This is a genomic window from Pantoea phyllosphaerae (assembly GCF_051025595.1).
Lineage (GTDB): Bacteria > Pseudomonadota > Gammaproteobacteria > Enterobacterales > Enterobacteriaceae > Pantoea.
In genome coordinates this window covers 1-17,941 of the sequence record NZ_JBPFDE010000010.1, presented here as the reverse complement: position 1 = coordinate 17,941, position 17,941 = coordinate 1, and the positions used below count along the sequence as shown (strand labels likewise).

17 protein-coding genes and 3 pseudogenes are annotated in these 17,941 nt (G+C 47.3%); 11 read left to right on the top strand and 9 right to left on the bottom strand.

The window, feature by feature from the left end:
• Nucleotides 1–326: 326 nt before the first annotated feature.
• The 3 genes from ACR6A7_RS14175 to ACR6A7_RS14165 all read right to left on the bottom strand — a co-directional run bounded on the left by ACR6A7_RS14175 (nucleotide 327) and on the right by ACR6A7_RS14165 (nucleotide 6,362).
• Nucleotides 327–3,878: a DEAD/DEAH box helicase gene (locus ACR6A7_RS14175; protein ID WP_434125553.1), complete on the bottom strand. Its 3,552-nt coding sequence runs from the start codon at nucleotides 3,876–3,878 to the stop codon at nucleotides 327–329.
• Nucleotides 3,871–4,641, bottom strand: a complete 771-nt coding sequence (locus ACR6A7_RS14170) for a Hachiman antiphage defense system protein HamA (protein WP_434125552.1) — start codon at nucleotides 4,639–4,641, stop codon at nucleotides 3,871–3,873. The genes ACR6A7_RS14175 and ACR6A7_RS14170 overlap by 8 nt, the downstream gene beginning before the upstream one ends.
• Before the next feature lie 941 nt (nucleotides 4,642–5,582).
• The gene (locus ACR6A7_RS14165; protein WP_434125551.1) at nucleotides 5,583–6,362 is read right to left on the bottom strand and encodes a beta/alpha barrel domain-containing protein; all 780 of its coding nucleotides are present in this window, start codon (nucleotides 6,360–6,362) and stop codon (nucleotides 5,583–5,585) included.
• Between the two features lie 166 nt (nucleotides 6,363–6,528).
• On the opposite strand from ACR6A7_RS14165, the gene ACR6A7_RS14160 reads away from it, so the two are divergent.
• The 10 genes from ACR6A7_RS14160 (at nucleotide 6,529) to ACR6A7_RS14115 (ending at nucleotide 12,805) form a co-directional block, all read left to right on the top strand.
• Complete coding sequence (locus ACR6A7_RS14160; protein WP_434125550.1) at nucleotides 6,529–6,750, top strand: AlpA family phage regulatory protein; 222 nt, start codon at nucleotides 6,529–6,531, stop codon at nucleotides 6,748–6,750.
• 171 nt (nucleotides 6,751–6,921) lie between these two features.
• Nucleotides 6,922–8,046, top strand: coding sequence for a hypothetical protein (locus ACR6A7_RS14155; protein ID WP_434125549.1), 1,125 nt, complete (start codon nucleotides 6,922–6,924; stop codon nucleotides 8,044–8,046).
• Nucleotides 8,047–8,764: 718 nt separating this feature from the next.
• On the top strand, nucleotides 8,765–9,463 hold the full coding sequence (locus tag ACR6A7_RS14150) for a WYL domain-containing protein (RefSeq protein ID WP_346818427.1): 699 nt from the start codon (nucleotides 8,765–8,767) through the stop codon (nucleotides 9,461–9,463).
• 48 nt (nucleotides 9,464–9,511) lie between these two features.
• Complete coding sequence (locus ACR6A7_RS14145; RefSeq protein WP_346818426.1) at nucleotides 9,512–9,724, top strand: hypothetical protein; 213 nt, start codon at nucleotides 9,512–9,514, stop codon at nucleotides 9,722–9,724.
• A gap of 38 nt (nucleotides 9,725–9,762) precedes the next feature.
• Nucleotides 9,763–10,119 carry a hypothetical protein gene (locus ACR6A7_RS14140; protein ID WP_346818425.1) on the top strand — a complete coding sequence of 119 codons (357 nt, stop codon included), beginning with the start codon at nucleotides 9,763–9,765 and terminating at the stop codon, nucleotides 10,117–10,119.
• Between the two features lie 208 nt (nucleotides 10,120–10,327).
• Nucleotides 10,328–10,795: a RadC family protein gene (gene radC, locus ACR6A7_RS14135; RefSeq protein WP_434125547.1), complete on the top strand. Its 468-nt coding sequence runs from the start codon at nucleotides 10,328–10,330 to the stop codon at nucleotides 10,793–10,795.
• Between the two features lie 10 nt (nucleotides 10,796–10,805).
• Nucleotides 10,806–11,132 carry a type IV toxin-antitoxin system YeeU family antitoxin gene (locus ACR6A7_RS14130; protein WP_434125546.1) on the top strand — a complete coding sequence of 109 codons (327 nt, stop codon included), beginning with the start codon at nucleotides 10,806–10,808 and terminating at the stop codon, nucleotides 11,130–11,132.
• 29 nt (nucleotides 11,133–11,161) lie between these two features.
• Nucleotides 11,162–11,542, top strand: coding sequence for a TA system toxin CbtA family protein (locus ACR6A7_RS14125; protein WP_434125545.1), 381 nt, complete (start codon nucleotides 11,162–11,164; stop codon nucleotides 11,540–11,542).
• Nucleotides 11,539–11,697 (top strand): DUF5983 family protein, encoded by a 159-nt coding sequence (locus ACR6A7_RS14120; RefSeq protein ID WP_434125544.1) that lies wholly within the window; start codon nucleotides 11,539–11,541, stop codon nucleotides 11,695–11,697. The genes ACR6A7_RS14125 and ACR6A7_RS14120 overlap by 4 nt, the downstream gene beginning before the upstream one ends.
• A 505-nt stretch (nucleotides 11,698–12,202) precedes the next feature.
• Nucleotides 12,203–12,805 carry a serine acetyltransferase gene (locus tag ACR6A7_RS14115; protein ID WP_434125542.1) on the top strand — a complete coding sequence of 201 codons (603 nt, stop codon included), beginning with the start codon at nucleotides 12,203–12,205 and terminating at the stop codon, nucleotides 12,803–12,805.
• A gap of 212 nt (nucleotides 12,806–13,017) precedes the next feature.
• Here the strand turns inward: ACR6A7_RS14115 and ACR6A7_RS14110 are convergent, their stop codons facing one another.
• Nucleotides 13,018–13,332 carry a hypothetical protein gene (locus ACR6A7_RS14110; protein WP_434125733.1) on the bottom strand — a complete coding sequence of 105 codons (315 nt, stop codon included), beginning with the start codon at nucleotides 13,330–13,332 and terminating at the stop codon, nucleotides 13,018–13,020.
• Nucleotides 13,259–13,536, bottom strand: a pseudogene (locus ACR6A7_RS14105) (YrhB domain-containing protein). Before ACR6A7_RS14105 ends, ACR6A7_RS14110 begins: the two are co-directional and overlap by 74 nt.
• Before the next feature lie 460 nt (nucleotides 13,537–13,996).
• Between ACR6A7_RS14105 and ACR6A7_RS14100 the strand changes: the two are divergent.
• A complete protein-coding gene (locus ACR6A7_RS14100) occupies nucleotides 13,997–14,215 on the top strand; it encodes a SymE family type I addiction module toxin (RefSeq protein WP_434125540.1) in 219 nt (72 codons plus the stop codon).
• 62 nt (nucleotides 14,216–14,277) lie between these two features.
• On the opposite strand, the gene ACR6A7_RS14095 is transcribed toward ACR6A7_RS14100, so the two are convergent.
• From ACR6A7_RS14095 to ACR6A7_RS14080, 4 genes and pseudogenes are all read right to left on the bottom strand, one after another.
• Nucleotides 14,278–14,655 (bottom strand): CDI toxin immunity protein, encoded by a 378-nt coding sequence (locus ACR6A7_RS14095; RefSeq protein WP_434125538.1) that lies wholly within the window; start codon nucleotides 14,653–14,655, stop codon nucleotides 14,278–14,280.
• A 5-nt stretch (nucleotides 14,656–14,660) separates the two neighbouring features.
• Nucleotides 14,661–16,194: pseudogene (locus ACR6A7_RS14090) on the bottom strand (VENN motif pre-toxin domain-containing protein); the annotation flags it as partial.
• Nucleotides 16,195–16,432: 238 nt separating this feature from the next.
• Complete coding sequence (locus tag ACR6A7_RS14085) at nucleotides 16,433–16,972, bottom strand: hypothetical protein (protein ID WP_434125537.1); 540 nt, start codon at nucleotides 16,970–16,972, stop codon at nucleotides 16,433–16,435.
• Nucleotides 16,972–17,865: pseudogene (locus tag ACR6A7_RS14080) on the bottom strand (VENN motif pre-toxin domain-containing protein); the annotation flags it as partial. The gene ACR6A7_RS14085 and the pseudogene ACR6A7_RS14080, both read right to left, overlap by 1 nt.
• Nucleotides 17,866–17,941 lie beyond the last annotated feature (76 nt).

Genomic DNA, 17,941 nt, shown 5'->3' with positions numbered 1-17,941 from the left:
CCTTGAGCAGAAGAAAATGGTTCGATGCAAATAATTGAACATCAATCCAGCTGGCTCACTCCGCCTGTTAATACACAGCAATCTTGGTAAAGCCTACATCACAGTAAGAAAGATTGTGAACTTTCACTGCTCACTCTAGCTGATACAGTACAACATAACGGCAGCTCCGTGCTAGCAGAAGACGTTGCTTACAATTAATTTGATTACAGAAGTGTTGGATAAATGTTTATATTTATAAGCCTTAGGCAGAGCATTGCTCTGACTACAACGCCCATTCTTCATACGCTGATAAGTAATAGAATATACTCGTTAATACTAGTGTCACTTCAGGCAGTGCGCGGTGCTACAATATCGTCAGGCCCTAAGTAGTCTACTTCTATGTTTGACTGCTTGCCCACTTTAACCCTCATTAGCCCTTTTCTTTTTGTATTGATCACGCCGGTGAGGCTGGCAAGTGGCGTGCCGTCTTCTGCAAGAAGATAGTTAATCCCATCCATCTGATAAAAATGAAGCGGCGTTCCTGGGCTAGGTATAGTCCCAGTCCAGCTCACACTGCCGGTATACTGACGAAGGCTCCAAGTTTGATTCTCAGAAGGACTTGCAGCTTGAGTAAAATCAAGCCACATTTTATGGGTTTCCGGAGTCGGCCAATCTGGAAACTGGCCCCATGCGATAACAAGGTCAGATCTTAACCATTCACGAAGTCCCTGTCCGGACTGGAAGCTGGCCATGGTGTCTGTTACCGCCTTAATTGCTGCATGTCTTGAGTTAAACCCAGCCTGAATCAACAGTGACGCCGCTCGGTTGAGCGTGCCGGTTTCAACTGCCGCAACAGCCGGACCAAGTTCAAAAGTATCCAGCGTCAACCCTTCGTCATCCAAGGTGTCGCCATTCGCGATAGCACGAACCCGGATAGCTTCCATCGCCCAAGGAAGGCGATAGGTGAGGCCATTTTCTATAAACTGCAGCATTTCCGTCGTTACAACGTCGGCGAAAGCAGTAGTAGGCTCGCCGGATAGCCAGGCACGTAGTATCGCCTGCCAGTCATCGGGAAGGGGGTCTGGTTGAAAGGGATAAAAATTAAAGACCCTGTCTGCCAAAGCCGTCAGGGAGGCGATTGCTCCTTCTTGATCACCCGCAATAATCGCGGCGTTAGCCTCTACCAAGAGACGATTCGCCTCCGGTGCGATGGCATCGAGTTGCTGACCGGTTTTCAGCCCTACCCCTGAAAGAAAGTAACCCCGACGGGCGGATGGCGTTGAGTTCTGCCAGATATGGTGACTGCGGGACAGCAGTCCGGATTTGATCAACCTACGAATATTATCATTGGGGTAACGTTGAAGGCTTCTTTGCCACAATGAGGAGTTCAAAATGTCATCAAGAGTGGCCTCAATTTGATCTTTGGGAACATCATTTTCGCCAATCAGGCTGAGGATAGCCGTGTCCAGGGTAGCTATTTGTTTTTCCCAGAGAGTAAGGGCTCTCACGCTTTCATTAGCATTCTCCCCGGCCTTAACAGGGAATCTCCAAGTTCTCGCATTGTTCAGGACATAGTCAGTGAGAGTGTTAATGTCATTACCTACTTGCAGGCTCATGCGCTTCAGTAGTGAAATAACAAGCTGGATCAAGCCGCTTTGCATTTCTCTGGCACCGGTGTCCTTGGTCAGCTTATTCCAGTTTCTCAGGCGTTTACGGGCTTCGTCAAAAATGGGGTAAATAACGAGCCCTTCTACGTCAACATAGGCACGTCCAGCACGACCAATAACATTTCTAAATTCAGAAATATTGATGAGTTCGCCATTTCGGTGCAGCGAATGCATCACTATCGCTGTGGCAGAGAGATTGAGCCCCTGCGCAAGCGTAGGTGACGAAACGGTCACTTTCAGCACACCATCGCGGAGCAGGCGCTCCACTTCTTTTCGATAAGCTGCAGGCAGCGCGCCATGATGGAGGGCCACCCCCAGGCGAAGACAGGTGAGTATTGGGCTCTGAGCGCCCAGCCACTCCTCCCCAAGCGCAATAGCCCGATCAAGTACATCCACATCCCCCTCGAACAATGAGCGCAGTAATCCCCGCTGGTTAAGGTCAACTATAATGTCAGCAAAGGGCTCTACGCTTTTGCGAAGCGGGCAATAAATCAGCACGGTCTGTCCATCTTCAACAAGTCGCCATGCTGTTGCCAGACAGAGTTCATTGGACGTACCGGGGAAGATTTTTTTACGCTGCTTTTTCCCCCGCAGTTTAACCACAGGTGGTTCGACAGAGACCAAGAATCGTGAAACCCATGGCCGTTCATCCCCCACGCTGAGATTGAGTCTGGCGGCTGCGCCAGCCCAGATGACTTCCCCAAAACGCAGACTGGTGGGCCGCCAGTCGTTCCTAACGACACCGCCGGGCTTGTCACGCCGTAACCAGTTGGCAAAATCATCCAGCTGATTTCCATCGGGCAAAATGGCCGACAGACAAACGATTCTGCGCTCATTAGCATCAGAGCGGCGTAACAGTCGCTGGATCTGAATCTCGTAACGGACCTCGCGCTCTTCGGCCCCAATCATGTGTCCTTCATCAAAGATGAATAACCCGACATCATTGATTAGAGCCGGATCGTTGCGCAATGCAAAATCGAGCTTTTCAGGCGTAGCCACCACAATATCGCGCAGACGAATGGCGTCCTCATCCATTCCACTAACACCAATGCTGCCATAGAGCGCAGAGATCGTCTTTCCTAGAGGATTGAACGTTCTGGAGAGTGTGGCTTCTGTCTGTGCGGAAAGCGCGCGAAGTGGAGTAATAAAAACAATCCGTTTTCCTCCTGCCAGACAGCGGAGTATGCATAGCTCAGCTATTCGCGTTTTACCTGCGCTGGTGGGCAAGGAGACCACCAGATCATCCGCATCGTTTACTGCACGCATCGCCGCTTCTCTCTGCGATGGCCAGAGGTCGACTTCCGCCTTGGGACGCTGATGAAGCAATACGATGAACGACTCACGAAGTTCATGCCATGCTTCAGCTTCCCCCCCAGCAGTGTCGAGTGGCAACAGTTCATGAAACGTATCAGACCAGAGGTCTGACAGCAGATGGATGGTAATAAAAATAACCCACCACTGAGGCAGCATATTAAAGCGTGAGCAGACCGTCAGGCCTGCCTGGAGCTTCTCGATAGCTCTGGTCAGATAGAGGCGCTCTCCTCTTTCGATAGCAAGAATATAGAGAGACATCGCGCTCATATAGGTGTCGGTCAGCGCAATATCCAGCCCTTCAAACAAAGCGTTGTATTCTGTTCCAGCAACAACATCTTCGCTATCGTCTTCAGATGCACCCTCGCCTTGGGGGCCAGCATTTGCACGCATGTCATCAATGATTCGCTCCTCACTGCCCTCCCCCCGCACGCGATAACTGAGAACACTGGATCGAAGGGTATGAAAATCTCGTCGGATGAGCTTCGTCAGTGCGCGTTCGATCGGGGAAAAATTGTCATCATCATCCACCATCGCGAGCAGTGAGTAAGCGCGGGCGGAGAGGTGGGCCAGGTGATAACTGGCGGCAGCCATAACGAAGTGAAAATCACTGTCAGAACTGTTCCTAGCACCTTTCGCAATCACTGATTCAAGGGCAGTCGCCGCATATTCAAACGCCAGTCGCGAGTAGTAAGCATCCCCATTCAGTTTTCGAAGACCAAGCCCAAGGCTAATCAATGAGTAAGCATAACCTTGCAGGTCTTCACTGAGCTGAGGAGTAAATTCCGGTGCATCCTCAGGCAATTTACCGTTACGCCAGATCATAGCCCGAGCCTGGCCCCGAGCAAGAAGTCGCCCACGAAATCCGGTAGCAGTTGCAGCACGTATGGCTTCAATAATTTCTTCTGGCGTTTCAAGCATGCCGAATTACCGTTTCAAAGATTTGCTCAATAAATTCACCGTGCCGGGCGACCATAACGGTGACGCCCATCTGCTCAATGTTTCCCTGATATGCTTTCATGGATGTTGTCAGTAAGTCGTCTGAGACATTGCCTGACAGCAAAAATATAAGATGCCGGACGTGGCCGGGCAACACTCCTTGAGATAATGATGCCCTGAGAATAGCCTTCCCCAGCTCTTGTTGCCCCGTTTCAAGCAAGCGCGTGGCTATGAACGAAAGAGCATGAGGAGTGGGCAACCCCTGTTCTTTATTTAAGTTATTCCGGGCTTCCGTAACTATGCTGGAGCTCATTTTGACACGACTCTTTGCTTCCGTTTTTAGGAAAAACAAGGTCTGTAAATCTGGGGAAGTATAAATGCCAATTACATCTTCACCACGCATAGCCAAATTTCGGTGGTCTTTCCAACGCAGCCGATTTAGAGGCACGATGTACCCGTTGCTCCGCGCATTAATCCATTCGGTAGCCAGAATTTCGCCAATATCACCCGACCGGGTTTGCTTCGAGATAGGGAGAAACTCTTTTATATATCCCGCTACGCCTGGCTTGCCGAGAATCTCGAAGGCAACTGCGATGTTTTCAGGAGAGGCATAATGATGAGGTACAACCTCAGCGATCGCCCTAACACCATTATCGAAATCAGTAGCTCTTGCCGTAAGTACCTGAAGAAAGTGCTGCCCTACATTACTGTCATTTGAATCACACCATTCATTGAAATTTGCCATGCTATTCCCTTACCTAACGGCAGCTGCGGTGATCAGCGCAACGCACCCATCCTGCAGCTCACATTATGAGTGCTATCGCCCATAGGTAATGCCATAAGCTCGTGGGCTCAGACGGATACTGATGAATGAAACAATTCTATTGGTTCTACTTTGAGCAAGTTATAACACTGTTAATGGAGAGGCAACAGCTAAAAATAGCAGAATAAATAAAAAATTGATTTGTTTGTTTAGGATCAAAAATGATAGCTTTGCAGCTTCCAACAGCACCGAACTTCCGCTCTTCGTTCATAGCGGACATAAGCCTCCACGCAACTCCATTTAATGCTTATATATCGCTATATTAAACAATAAAGATAGCAATTATCTCTAGCAGCTAACATATCTGATCTTCCTAAATATAGCTGCGTGAAAAACAAAAAATGTTGTCGCGGCACACCGATTTTGCGAAGGCGTTCACCTATGTATGGAACCGGTGGGATGGGCTGAAATAATGTTCCAGCTATGGCTGGGCATAGCTGACCTACAACCTGGCGGAAAATATGCTGTGCACGGCACGCCCGAGACTTAATAACTGCCTGTTCTTTGACTTTGCTCACGGCTGCAATTGTGGTACGCAGCTGTACTTGTCAATCGGCGGGTAACGCTTGAACAATGTTGAACCTGAGCACTATATTCGCCGTTTGCTATCAATTGTCGTCGAACAGCCATTCTGCTGTCATGATGTGTCGTCCTGCCCAGGGAATAATTTTCGAGTCATCCTGTCAATACGGTATTCGCTATAATCTTAACCCTAATTTCTAAACCATTACATTTTTCCTTTATTTATTTTATTGCGAACCTTAGTTTAACACCATCTCCCTCTTGCCTGACAACACCAACCAATAAGCATAATATTACAACCAGCGAGCAATTAATCACTTAACAATAAACACCATAAAAAATCAAGAAACCACAAGGCTATTGAAAACCGATCTAATTAAATCCTCCTCTTTCATCCATCTATAAATTGTTGCATCGAGGTTCTCCCAATTCAAAATAATCTTATCAGACTCACTCTGATGGTTCTGCCTTCCCATCCCTACCGCCTCTTTTTCTACAAATTTAAACAGCTCCCCTTCAATAGCTTTAATTGCTTCATCAATGCTCCCCCATCCTGAACAAGGCGCTTTTTCAAAAAGCAACCTTATAAGCTCAACCTTGACCGGTAGAAATATTTTCGCCCGTTCTCTACCACCAAGCCTACCATCCTCTTTCTCCTTCACCCTTCTATTTATCTCAACCTCACTGGCCTCCACCTCATATCTATTTTTAATTTTTGCACCAAGCCATAAACCCAGCAAAAATAAAGCATCAAATAAATGAGATATACTTTCATCAGGCTCATCGTAATTATCAAATAAATATTTTCCAAGTTGCTCGCTAATAATAGCGTCCCTTAACAACAAATCAACATTCCCATGAAGGTTTATCTCAACCAAAGCATTTGAGCGGATACCTTGATTACCAATTGACTCATCTGAATATGGTTCATTACTGAATACATTAACTGAATAATCACGAGCATAATGACGAAGTTCATGAATTACCTCAGGACTAATGTATATCTTTGAATGTTTGATATTATCTTCAAATTCTCCACACAACTTTTCGAACAGGATTCGATCACTTTTGCACATGACATTCATTCTTCCATCTGACTTTGATGAGGCATTATAAGCCACATTACTAATCTTTTCACATTCATTGCCATGAAAAAACACTTAAAATTCATAAAGTTGAAAAATAACTTTGGCATATAAAAAAATACTTACCCTAGGTACGTAGTTGTGAGTCTATAAAAAAATTACCTTGAATGCCATACGAAGAGGCTGAAGAGGAGCAACTTAAGTGCCTGTATCCACAATTAAAGTTCTGCGCCTTACGCAACTTATGTGCAAAATTGGCGTGAGCCGTTCAACTATCTACGATTGGTTGAATCCGAAATCACCTCGTTATGATGCAAATTTTCCTAAGCAACTGCGCATGGGGAGGCAATCGGTAGGGTGGCTGGAGTCCGAAATTGATGAGTGGTTATTAAATATCTGCACATATGTAAAAAAATCGGACTAACTATTTTCAATTTACAATGCGTTTAATCGCAGTGGCGCAAGCATAATCAGTTTGTAATCACGCATGCATTTCAGAAGAATTGCTAGTTTATGCCTACGTAATTAAGGACAAAGCAAATATTATTTAAATAGATTTATTGCATCGATTCCTATTAGCTAGAGGATCTGAATAGTGGCTATCTGTAAAAGGGATAACTGCAACTCTGTTATGGGTAGCAGTGATGACGAAAGAAAACACCGGCTATGTCCAAAGCATTATTATGGGATGATCGCCAAAATCAAAAAAAGAGAGAAAAAGGCAACGGCAACATGTGACTATTGTAGCATCAGCATTGCGCAGTCACGGAACAATAAGTTCTGTAGTGTAAACTGTCGAAACAGGGCAAGACGTATAATTGATGATAATGACATTGTGAATTTGCATAATCACTCATGGTGGATCAGTCTTGAGTCAATGGTCAAGGCTAATCCGAAAGGTTTAGGCAGTATTTCGGGCCTGAATGATATTTATGAAATGATGGGGTTATATTTCACTAAATCTAACTACCAGAAACCCTACAACATGTTTAACGGGGTGTTTATCACTGATGAATACGGTGAGCGTATTAAACGTTTTATTCACTGGTTTCCTCTTGAGTTGAGTCATCGTTACCCAAATTCAAAAGGAGGAGCAAATACTGCAAAAAATATTTTGATTGCGCCCAGCCTGATCAACCGGATGATCAAAGACAACCTCCCTTTTTATGAAGAAGGAAACCCGTACAATGGCATTAAAGCTCATGGAAGCGGTTATAGCATTAGCAAAACTCTGTTAAGGGCACTGGTGGAAAAGTTCGGCAAAACGGCGGTAAAAGAGGCCCTATGGTCCGTGAAAAAAATGCCTTTTGCTGACATAACCCGACCTAAAAACCTGATACTCAACACCACTTCGCAGCCATTAACAGTGCTGTTGCTTGCAGAATTGGGTCGTCTGCATTTGAGTGAATTACGCGCCGCTATGAAAGCCATTTCCGAGTCACCCCGTATCTGCACTGATTTCCTGGATGCAGAATTAATTGCCGCTTCATGTTTTCATGCTTTACTTACGGGTGATAAAGACGGATTTCTAGATGAGCTGATGCAACTCGACGCAGCATGCCTTGACGCGAATAGAGCCACCGACATTGAAGGTCAAATTAATAGCTTTACCAAGACGCACTCGCGATATATGAAGAAATATTTCCATGTCAACATGCGTTCTGAGCGCGATAGAAGAAATCTGTACAACCGTTTTTTCAACCACCCACCAACGTATTAACACGTTCGAAAACTTTAATTCATGGCCGCAGTAAATGCGGCCTTATTTCTTTGGAAATCTAGAAAAGTTAAGACGAATATTCCTCCATGATGAAAATATGACCTTCTCATTTCCCGTAATACGCAGATTTAAAAGCCCGTCCAGTTTTACTTGAGCTGCAGAAAGGAAATAGGCCATCCAGGCTGAGCTAAGCACGGGACTGAATTAATGAAAAAATTCAAAAAAAATCAACAGATTGAATAAATAATTATAAATCGCACTACCTTTTTCTAGAAGAGGACTGAGCTAGTACATGAGTGCTATCAGTATCGCTTATAAATAACGGCTGCCCCCTGAAACCTTGGCGCGCCCTCTCTGAATTAAGCAAATAAAAAAATTTCAGGCATATATAACAAATACGAATCTCGGCAGATTACATGAGCCTAAATCTCATTACATATGCCAGCTCAGGCCGTTAATTACACCCTCATTTTTAAATTTTGGTTTCACTATGAACGTGTATCACAGCAGCAGATTGCTCTGTTTATTCATCACCGGACACGTTATGGCCGTTTCTTATTAACTGATACGTCACTTGTCTTTCGGGCGGCCACAACCGTGCATAGCTATCTGCTAGTGTGTATTTCAGCACGCATCAGCCGGAGCAATTGGCTGATAAAGTCGTCATCAGGTTACAAATATCTACCCGATATCATTCAGCCTAGGGAAATTAATTATCATGTCTGCGGAAGACAGAAAATACGATCGTATGGCCGCAAGGCTTGCGCTCATCATCAGTCGATTGTTTATGGGGGAGCGGCTATCAGTGCATGCGCTGTCGCAGGAGTTTATGGTGTCGGAAAGAACGCTCAGGCGGGATTTCAGGGAGCGATTGAGCTGCCTGTCACTGGATTACCATCAGGGGGCCTGGTCGTTATCGGGCCTGAATGAGGGGGTGCGTACTGACCGAGACATTTTGCGCTTTGCCCGTGTCACCAGTGCGGACCAGCTTTTTCCTGTCATGGACAGTAAGCTCATTTCGGTCCTCACGGATAACAGCATTGAGTCCCCATTTATTGTCTGGCAGGTTCCCCCAGAGCGCAAGCCTTCTCACCCAGCCAGCTTCTGGCGCATCACGCAGGCCATCAGGGACAGGGTGCTGTTGGATGTTACCACTACAGGGCAACTTTATCGTTGGTTTGCTCCTTACCGACTAGTTTTCTTTGGTAGCTGCTGGTATTTGGTGGGTGAACATGATCACCAGATTCAGGTGTGCGTGCTGAGCGACATCTCAGACGTGTCACTTACCCACAGAAGGTTTCTGCGCAGGCGGTCCGTCGATGAGCTACTCGCAAATGCGGACTTCATTAAATCACTCCCTCACTTTCAGTACGTCAAGAAGGTGCTGACGGAAACCGCCACGCCCCGCTCTGCCTAAGCAAGGCTAAGCCAAACACAACAAAATACATTACAAACATGAGGAATTATGTTTTTGATGATTACTGGCCTGATATGGCTTGCCACCGGCGTCGTGATGTATCGCTCGGAACGGAAGCCCGATCCTGACACGCGTTTTGACCGCAGTACCCGCGCTGAGGCGGCGGGGCTGGCACTGCTGTGGCCGCTGGTGCTGTGCATCATGCTGCTCTATGGCGTAGCCGGCAGAGTTCACCGGCTTATCCGCAACAAATCACACTGAGCCTTTTACACCGTGCCTTCCAATTAATGAGGTCTTAAATGAAATACAAAGTACTGCTTGTGCTAGCAATTCTGCTGTTGTGCGCCTGTGAGGATGAGGAGCCCGACATACGCATAGAAACATATAACCGAGTAAATCAGTTTATAAATCTTTCGTATGTCAGCGTAAGTGTGGTTGCACTGGTTGATGATATTGAAATTGAGAAAATCATCGTAAATCGGGGTAACTGCAGGATGGAAAATCAGCGCTTCAAGGGGCTGGATAATGGGATGACGAAAATACCTAAACGCCTTAAATATGGAGAGGTAGTAACACTGGACTTCTCAGGGCCCTGTAAAGCCTCGCAGGTGGACGTGGTGACCAGCAGGGGCAGCTGGTCACAGTCTTATCAGTAACCTGTTCTATTCCTGCCTTTTATTCTGAAAAAACACGTACAAAGTGTGTTAATACTGCGTATTAACAGCCGTTATAAACCTCCCATCTGTAAGGTTTCCCTCCTTAAGGAATTTTAACCATATTATTCACCTCCCGTATTTTTTAAAAACCATCTCATCAGACAGAGCAGGCTGCCTTCAGCCTACTCTTTTTATTGAAAGGAAAAAAATGGAAAATATCGCACTCCCTCTCCCACTCACATCAAACCGCACGATAAAACGCGCTTTGACGTTACTGGAAAATCATCTGCGCGAACCGGGCGTGGCATTTACCTCTACCCCCTTTTCACGCGACTGGGTCCGCTTACAGCTAGCCGGTCAGGAGCGGGAACTATTTATGGTGCTGCTGCTCGATAATCAGAACCGGCTGCTGGCGCACGAAACACTGTTTCATGGCTCCATCACCAGCACGGAAATTCATCCCCGCGAGGTGGTTAAAGCCGCATTACGGCACAACGCCGCCGCTGCCATTTTTGCCCACAACCATCCCTCCGGATATGCGGAGCCCAGTAATGCCGACCGTCGCATCACCGAACACCTGAAAAAAGCGCTGGCGCTGGTCGACGTGCGCGTACTGGACCATCTGATTGTCGGCAGCAAAGAGATTGTCTCGTTCGCCGAACGCGGCTGGTCATGAAGGAGGATATATGCATTCTAAACAATGGGGACTGGCGTGCGGTAAAACGCCGTGTTTCGGTGCGAGACTGGTGCAGGATGGCAACCGGCTGCACTTCTTGGCTGATCGGGCCGGGTTTACCGGCGACTTCAGCAACGATGAGGCACTGCGCCTGGACCAGGCTTTTCCACTGATAATGAAACAGCTGGAACAGATGCTTTCAGCCGGTGAGCTGAATTCTCGCCATCAGCAACGCGTAACCCTGCATCACATCGGACTGAGCTGCGAAGCCGATACGTTCGGCTCACACGGTTATGTTTACATCGCGATTTATCCCTCTTCAATTGTAACCAGCTGACCGGCCACCTCCAAAAACAGGACACAATAATGCAAACTTTACCGTTACCCGAGCCACGGGCGGCTGAGCCATGCCCGTCGCCAGTGCAGGTCTGGCAGCTGCTGCTCGCACATCTGCTGGATAAACACTATGGCCTTACGCTCAACGACACGCCGTTTGGCGACGACAGCGTGATTCAGGCGCACATCAACGCCGGTATCTCCCTGTGTGATGCTGTCAATTTCATTGTGGAAAGGTATGAACTGGTGCGCACCGACCATAGCCGTTTCAGCCTCACCGAACGCTCTTCACTGATTGGTGCCATCGACATTCTGCGTGCCCGTCGTGCAACCGGACTGATAGTAAGCAGCGGCTACAGCACCATAACCCGCATCACAACGGGCCGGTATCAGGGAAGAGAAGTACAGTGAAAATAGATCTGAACATCAGCGCTGACAGCATCAGCGTGCTGGCACTGAACATGGCGAAAATCGCGGTCGATGTTGACTGTATCGAGATCGCTGAGCTGATGGCTGCCGTTAATGCTCAAGGGCTTACGCTGCGTATCGCTGAGGAACCCGGCTAAGTGATTGTCGAAACTAGCTCTCGCCTTCTCCTAAGCAGCCTTGTAAGATAAGGCCAAGCGGACCGATAAAATGAAAATTAGTTTTAGGCACCTTCTTAGGCACCAAAGAATAATTGAATTGAATAATTAATTTTTTAATTCAGATGGTTAGCGGACCAATTCAGACTCCGCCAGCCCAAAATTCTCCATCGGTGATTACCAGAGTCATCCGATGAAGTCCTGAAAGCCCGTATGGCACAAGCCCTGCGGGCTTTTTTGTGTCTGTCGCTCTTCATACATAGCTTCCTACTCTCTCTCCGGTTTGTTTCTAATCACCTCACAGGTGCATTTCTCAGCGCCATTTAGAGTGAAGCTGGCTCCTCATAAAGTGAACTCAAGTCCTTATCCATCACGCTTCCACAATGACAAACAATCCCTCGTAAACGTCGTCTTCAGGCAAGCGCCTAACGTATAATGCTCAAAATCTTTACCCTCTTTACAAAAAATTCTTCAGAATGGAATGCTGATGAAAGATCAAAAAGACAAAAATCTTCTGCTGCTAAAAGAGTCTTTGCAGAAAGAAGTGATGATGAACACTAAGCCTTTCTCATTGTTCAGCGTTATTCACAAAGCCGTCAAATGCCCAAGACGACGTTACTATTTCTGGTGGCGCATCGCCTCCTACTGGTATCAGAACAAAACGGGCGTTTTGAAACAGGCCGCGCTTCGAATTAACCGGAAGCTGACGATGAAATATGGTACAGAGATTGAGTTAGGTGCGAGAATATTACCCGGACTTGTGATCACTCACCATCAAGGGATAGTCATTAACGGGTCTGCCGTTATCGGGCATTCATTCCGTATCAGGCAGAACACCACGATTGGCATAACAGGCAGCAATCCTTCTAAGCTGCCGATTTCAATCAAGATAGGCAACAACGTGACTATTGGTGCTAATAGCTGCATTATCGCTGACCAGATTGTTATTGGAGATAATGTGGTGATTGGAGCCATGTCATTTATTAACAAAGATGTGCCTGATAACAGTAATGTGATAACCGAGAAAACGATGAGGCTTAATGTAAGAAAAACTGAATCGCTAAATTCAAAGAGTGTAAGAGATAGTTAGGCTGGATTCATCTGGTAAGCTCTGGTGGATGTCGCTGCGGATTCTTTAATGCTGTTGAGCGGCTTTATAATTGTCCGCCGCGGCCAGCATTATTCTGTACTTGTCCCCACTCTTCCTTCGACGCGCCTTCGCCCGTCTCAGCCCGCTCATGTCCTGCGCCTGGCTGTCCCGGACGCGGATAACTATCGCGCCGTCGCTCATCGTCGCCTTTGCTACCGGGCTGTTGCTGTGGTTCGCCCTACCATCAGCCCGTTCGCCATGTTCCCGGCAAACTGACCCGCGATGCTGCCCCCGGTGCTGATGCCCGCGCTCTGGTGCTCCACCTTATAGTCTGCGTGGTTCTCAATGTCATTCCAGCCCAGCGTCCCCGTTTCCAGCCGGTTTTTATCCGCCGTCGCGGCCGGGCCGATGACCGCCCTCTTCAGCTGAACGATTATTTTAGGCTTGTGTTTACTACCGAACCTTATTTTTCTTCTCTTCATAATCTTGTAAATATTTCTCAATAGGATACGCAGTCCCAAGCTCATGAACTTCGCCAGTATCCTTGTCTATTATAAAGGGCGCATTACCTGCAAGCTAAGTAGAAAAATCCCCTGTTTCAAGATACTCTCGAGATTCAAAACAAAAAACCATCCTTCAGAAAAACGCCCCTTAAGTGTAATGATAACTGGAATATCGTTATTTCTTAAATAATCACAAGCCTTCTCGACAGCCTGTTCAAAATTAACCATTAATTTACCCTCAACAATTGAAATGATTTTAACTGATTAAGGTCAGCAGACTTTCCCGATTGCCCATCAAGGAACCGAACTATTTCTTTTTAATTTACAACGTTAAATACATGTCCCGGTTGTCCAGGCCCATATGCCCCCCCCTTGAACCAGATCCTGCATGTTTCATCTGCTGCGTAATAGTTTTTGATAAAGAAAAATACTTAAACTTAGTACCCTAATATTACAGTGCACCACCAAAAGAAGAGATAAACGAAGTACGGCTTGAAAAATAATCCTTTTTTTCGAGAAGTGTCGCAATATATTATTTAGCTTTAAGCGAGTTTTTGCGACAAAAGATGTATATTTATACAGGTCACAACGGAACGGGAAGCACGAAACAAGAGATTTTTTAGCGCGGCTGGAGCGGGCGGCAACCCGCAGCAGCCGCTGACCACAACCAACTGATAAGGAGTTGATTATGGCTGATACACATCATAAGCCAGAGACCTGCACGCCTACAACCGCCGCGCATTATTACAAAGTCGGATATCGGCCCAACAGGGGCCAGCCGAACCCGCTGCCACAGTTAACCATTAAAGGCCGCTGGCTAGAGGCGCTGGGATTTAAGATCGGGCAGAAGATCGAGGTGATCACCGGACCGGGACAGTTGATCATCCGGCTGGCGACTGAAGGATAACCGGCTGGCGTATAAAGTAAAATCCCGGCACTAAGGCCGGGATTTATTTTTCGAATCATCTGTTATTTAGATCTTATTCCCAAGCGGAACCTTTCAGTTGGGAATAAAGGTTGCAGTATGATTTCATCATTAAAAATGAATAATTTCGGTGATAATGCTGTAACAGCATAAATATTTTCAGCAATCAAACTCAAGTTTGTCCTGAAAATAGGAATATTTTCATCATCTGCGAGAACGAATACATTAACGTTTTCCATGAGGTTTACATTTAATAAACTATCAATATTCTCATAATCATAATATTCAATTCTCGACCACAGAATAGCCCCACTTTCAAAAGGATATTTATTAAAAATATAAACCACTTCTTTCTTTTGTTGGTCCTCAACGATACCAAAATCAGCACTAAGTGCTTCTTGACACTCTTCAAATAAAGTCATGTTATCTACCTGTTTAGCTGCTTCAATATCGTTTCAAAGGCTTTTTCGTTACCCTCAAATGGTATTACCTGCTTAACTGCTTTTCCTGGATCATAATCAACACGCCAACCAACTTTACCATCGCTAGATTACCGACCAATAACTTTCCCATTTCCAGCACTTACTTCCAACCGTCCAATCACAGGTTTAGAATCAGAACCTAAATTACCGACAATATCCAATGCTTTATTTCGGGCGCTCTCCCAATTTTTCTCAGGGGAAAGTGTTTGTTCAATTCTATTTCTTGATTGTGCACCGGATTTAGTTTTCCCGATTCCAGCAGCGATTCCCGCCGCGCTGGTTCCGGCCACCTGAGCCAGGGAGTTGATCGCAAGTTGCTTCGCTTCCTCCGAATCACCGGACACCAGTGCATTATGGATCGCCGCGTTTCTGTCTGCCTCAAGCTGGATAGTTGTCACCTGAAGTACTGACAACTCATTTTGCTCTGCCGGACTCAGACCGCCTTCAGCACGCGCTTTTTCCAGCAACTCACTGGTACGGCGGGCATAATCAGCCCGCAACCTGCCAACCTCATTCGCTTTATCAACACAGTCCCTGGCACCCGTACACTCCACAATGCTCTTTTGTTGTTCCGCTGAGATTTGCTTGTACTTCTCTGTGACTGTTCCTTCGCAAGCTTTGTTGCCCTGGCATTGTGACATTTCCTCAGCACGAGACTTGTTTTGTGCTACGTTCAGCGCATTATTCTCAACCGCATTCCTTCCCGCCTGCGCACCCGCCACCGCACCCGCCGTGCCGTCTCCGGCCACGCCGCCCGCCAGCCCCGCCGCCAGCGTTCCCAGCGCGCTTATCGTCTGGCGCTGCTCCTCCGTCAGGTCATTGCGGTCCACGCCCGGGTACATCTGCTGCGCAATATACTCGCCCATCGCCGCGCCCGAGGCGCCCGCCAGCGCGCTGTTGCCCGCCGCGTAAGCCGTTACCGCGCCCACCACCGCGTGCGCCATCAGGTTCGCCTCGACGTTCACCACCTCTTTGCCGTTCGCATCCTTCGTGGTGGTCATGTCGTGGATGACCTCCGCCAGGTACGGCGCCGCCGCCCCGCTGGCCGCCTGCGCCAGGTTGCCCCCCCGCCAGACCCTGCACCGCCGCCGTCGCCGCCTGAATGCCCTGCTGGATGGCGCTGCCGGTTCCCCACTGCTGCTGCGCCGCTTTATAGCTGTCCGTCGCCGTCAGCTTCTCGTTATACCTTGCCCACTCGTCCTGCGACGCACCCTCTCCCCGCTCTGTTATGCCGTTCTTCGCCAGCTCCGCCTTACCGGCGTTCGTGGCCCGTATCTGCCCCTCAGTCCGGGCAATATCCGCCGCCTGATTGCCAATCTCACCAATCAGCTGCGCCTCCTGCAGCCGGTTCTGCTCACGCTCCTTGTCGAATATCGGCGACAGCGTCTGGTTCGCATGCTCCACGTCCCGGCTCAGCCCGCTCACGTCCTGCGTCTGCTTCTCCCCGTCGCGGATAACTATCGCGCCCTCGCTTACCGCCCCGTCCAGCTGCTGTGCATCTTGTCGCGCGAGCGTTGACGTTTGCAGAGCCAGTCATCAAGCTGGTGAAATGCGCCCTGAAATCCCAGCAATACTCCTAAAAGAAACTGCTGGCAAAAGGGAGTTTTTGACAAATATGCCTGCGACTGACGCTATTGAGCACACGCAAAAAGTGATAAGGTTAGCGGCTAAAAGTAAACTATAAGCAAAAGTTACTCAGTAAAGGCCACGACTGTTGCTAATTTGCAGCTTCAAAAAAACCATCAATTTCACTTTTTGTTAGTTTTCTTAGATATAAATGAACAATGTTATTTTCATCATCTACCCCTAGGTAAAAATTATCATCACACTTTATCCAACTAGTTGCCTCTGTATTTTCATCAATCTCCAACAACATAGAATTCAATGTTATTTTTACTTGAATGCTTACACTAAAATCATCGACAAAGCGCTGACTGAAATTATTACTACTTGATTCATCCCATAGCCCTTTATTAATAACCGGAATTCCTTCTACACTTTCTGACAAATTAACTGACAGGCAGTCAACTTTATGGATTGAGCCTGGCTCTATCATTACTAATGTTATAGCTGATAAAAACCCGCTTTCTGGTAATACAGCAAACTCAAGGAGACTTGCATTACCGTTTCCTGCTCGCCAATACAGGGGAGGTAACTTTAGAGCATCAAGTATTTTTATATCAAGCGGAGCGTAACCATCAATCGAAATGGCTACACTCCCAGTCTCATTAATCACGTCATCAACAGTTAATTTCATTATTTATACAACGCATGTTTCAATACTGGATAAGGGTCTGTAGGCCGCTGGCTAAATACCAGTTCCCAGCGCCCCACCTGCATTTTCTCGTTAAACTTAAGCCCCTGCGAAGAAGCATTTTCAACAGCCCCCTTAAGGCTGGTCAAAATAGCCTGACTTCCATCAGTTGTACTTTGAGACAAGCCATTTCGTGTTAAATACTCACCCATATGTTTAGTTGCATTTGGATTTACCCAAATGATTTGCCCATTAACATTTAACTCAAAAGATTTTGGAATAGACGTCCCTGGTATTGCAGGCTGAGTCGCTTTAATTGAATCAAAAACAGTTCCTGTTTTAACTACATCAGGGCCAGCTTTAACCGCTGCTGATTCAACCTTACCTGCAACCTTAGCAACTACTTTCTCCGTCAGTAACGCACCACCTTTCACCACCCCGGCACCGCCAGCCAGCAATCCTGCTATATCCGTAACCAGCTTGCCGCCTTCAACGCCCGCGTTAAACGAGCCGCTGGCCCCGGCTTTCTGGTACTCCACTTCCATCCGGTTAATACGATCAATATAAGACTGCTTCACCGCATCCGAAACGTTACCCAACACATCGCCGCTGTTAAACAGCGTTTTCAGTGCTTCGTAAGTTTCAACCGGACTGCTGGCCGCTTTGACAATCCCGTCAACGGCATCATACAGCCTCGCCGGAACCCCGGCTATCATATCGGCTGCAAAGCCCCCGTCCTGCCCCGGGTCGATCGCTGTCCATTTGGCCTGTACACCGGCTCTACAGGCTATTGTTTGACACTCAGCGATTTATTTATTGTTTCGGGCCTGCTGTTTTGTGCTCAAATAGTTATTTTCAACCGTACTCCTGCCTGCCTGCGCACCCGCCAGCATGTCCAGCATGTCCAGCATGTCCAGCATGTCCAGCATGTCCAGCATGTCCAGCATGTCCAGCATGTCCAGCATGTCCAGC

Bases quoted from the DNA above. Each gene is read 5' to 3' on its own strand.
- ACR6A7_RS14150 (WP_346818427.1), top strand. From the start codon at position 8,765: ATGTCTGCGGAAGACAGAAAATACGATCGTATGGCCGCAAGGCTTGCG.
- ACR6A7_RS14115 (WP_434125542.1), top strand. From the start codon at position 12,203: ATGAAAGATCAAAAAGACAAAAATCTTCTGCTGCTAAAAGAGTCTTTG.
- ACR6A7_RS14175 (WP_434125553.1), bottom strand. From the start codon at position 3,878: ATGCTTGAAACGCCAGAAGAAATTATTGAAGCCATACGTGCTGCAACT.
- ACR6A7_RS14085 (WP_434125537.1), bottom strand. From the start codon at position 16,972: ATGAAATTAACTGTTGATGACGTGATTAATGAGACTGGGAGTGTAGCC.
- ACR6A7_RS14170 (WP_434125552.1), bottom strand. From the start codon at position 4,641: ATGGCAAATTTCAATGAATGGTGTGATTCAAATGACAGTAATGTAGGG.
- ACR6A7_RS14130 (WP_434125546.1), top strand. From the start codon at position 10,806: ATGCATTCTAAACAATGGGGACTGGCGTGCGGTAAAACGCCGTGTTTC.
- ACR6A7_RS14145 (WP_346818426.1), top strand. From the start codon at position 9,512: ATGTTTTTGATGATTACTGGCCTGATATGGCTTGCCACCGGCGTCGTG.
- ACR6A7_RS14110 (WP_434125733.1), bottom strand. From the start codon at position 13,332: ATGAGCTTGGGACTGCGTATCCTATTGAGAAATATTTACAAGATTATG.
- radC (WP_434125547.1), top strand. From the start codon at position 10,328: ATGGAAAATATCGCACTCCCTCTCCCACTCACATCAAACCGCACGATA.
- ACR6A7_RS14140 (WP_346818425.1), top strand. From the start codon at position 9,763: ATGAAATACAAAGTACTGCTTGTGCTAGCAATTCTGCTGTTGTGCGCC.
- ACR6A7_RS14095 (WP_434125538.1), bottom strand. From the start codon at position 14,655: ATGACTTTATTTGAAGAGTGTCAAGAAGCACTTAGTGCTGATTTTGGT.
- ACR6A7_RS14125 (WP_434125545.1), top strand. From the start codon at position 11,162: ATGCAAACTTTACCGTTACCCGAGCCACGGGCGGCTGAGCCATGCCCG.
- ACR6A7_RS14100 (WP_434125540.1), top strand. From the start codon at position 13,997: ATGGCTGATACACATCATAAGCCAGAGACCTGCACGCCTACAACCGCC.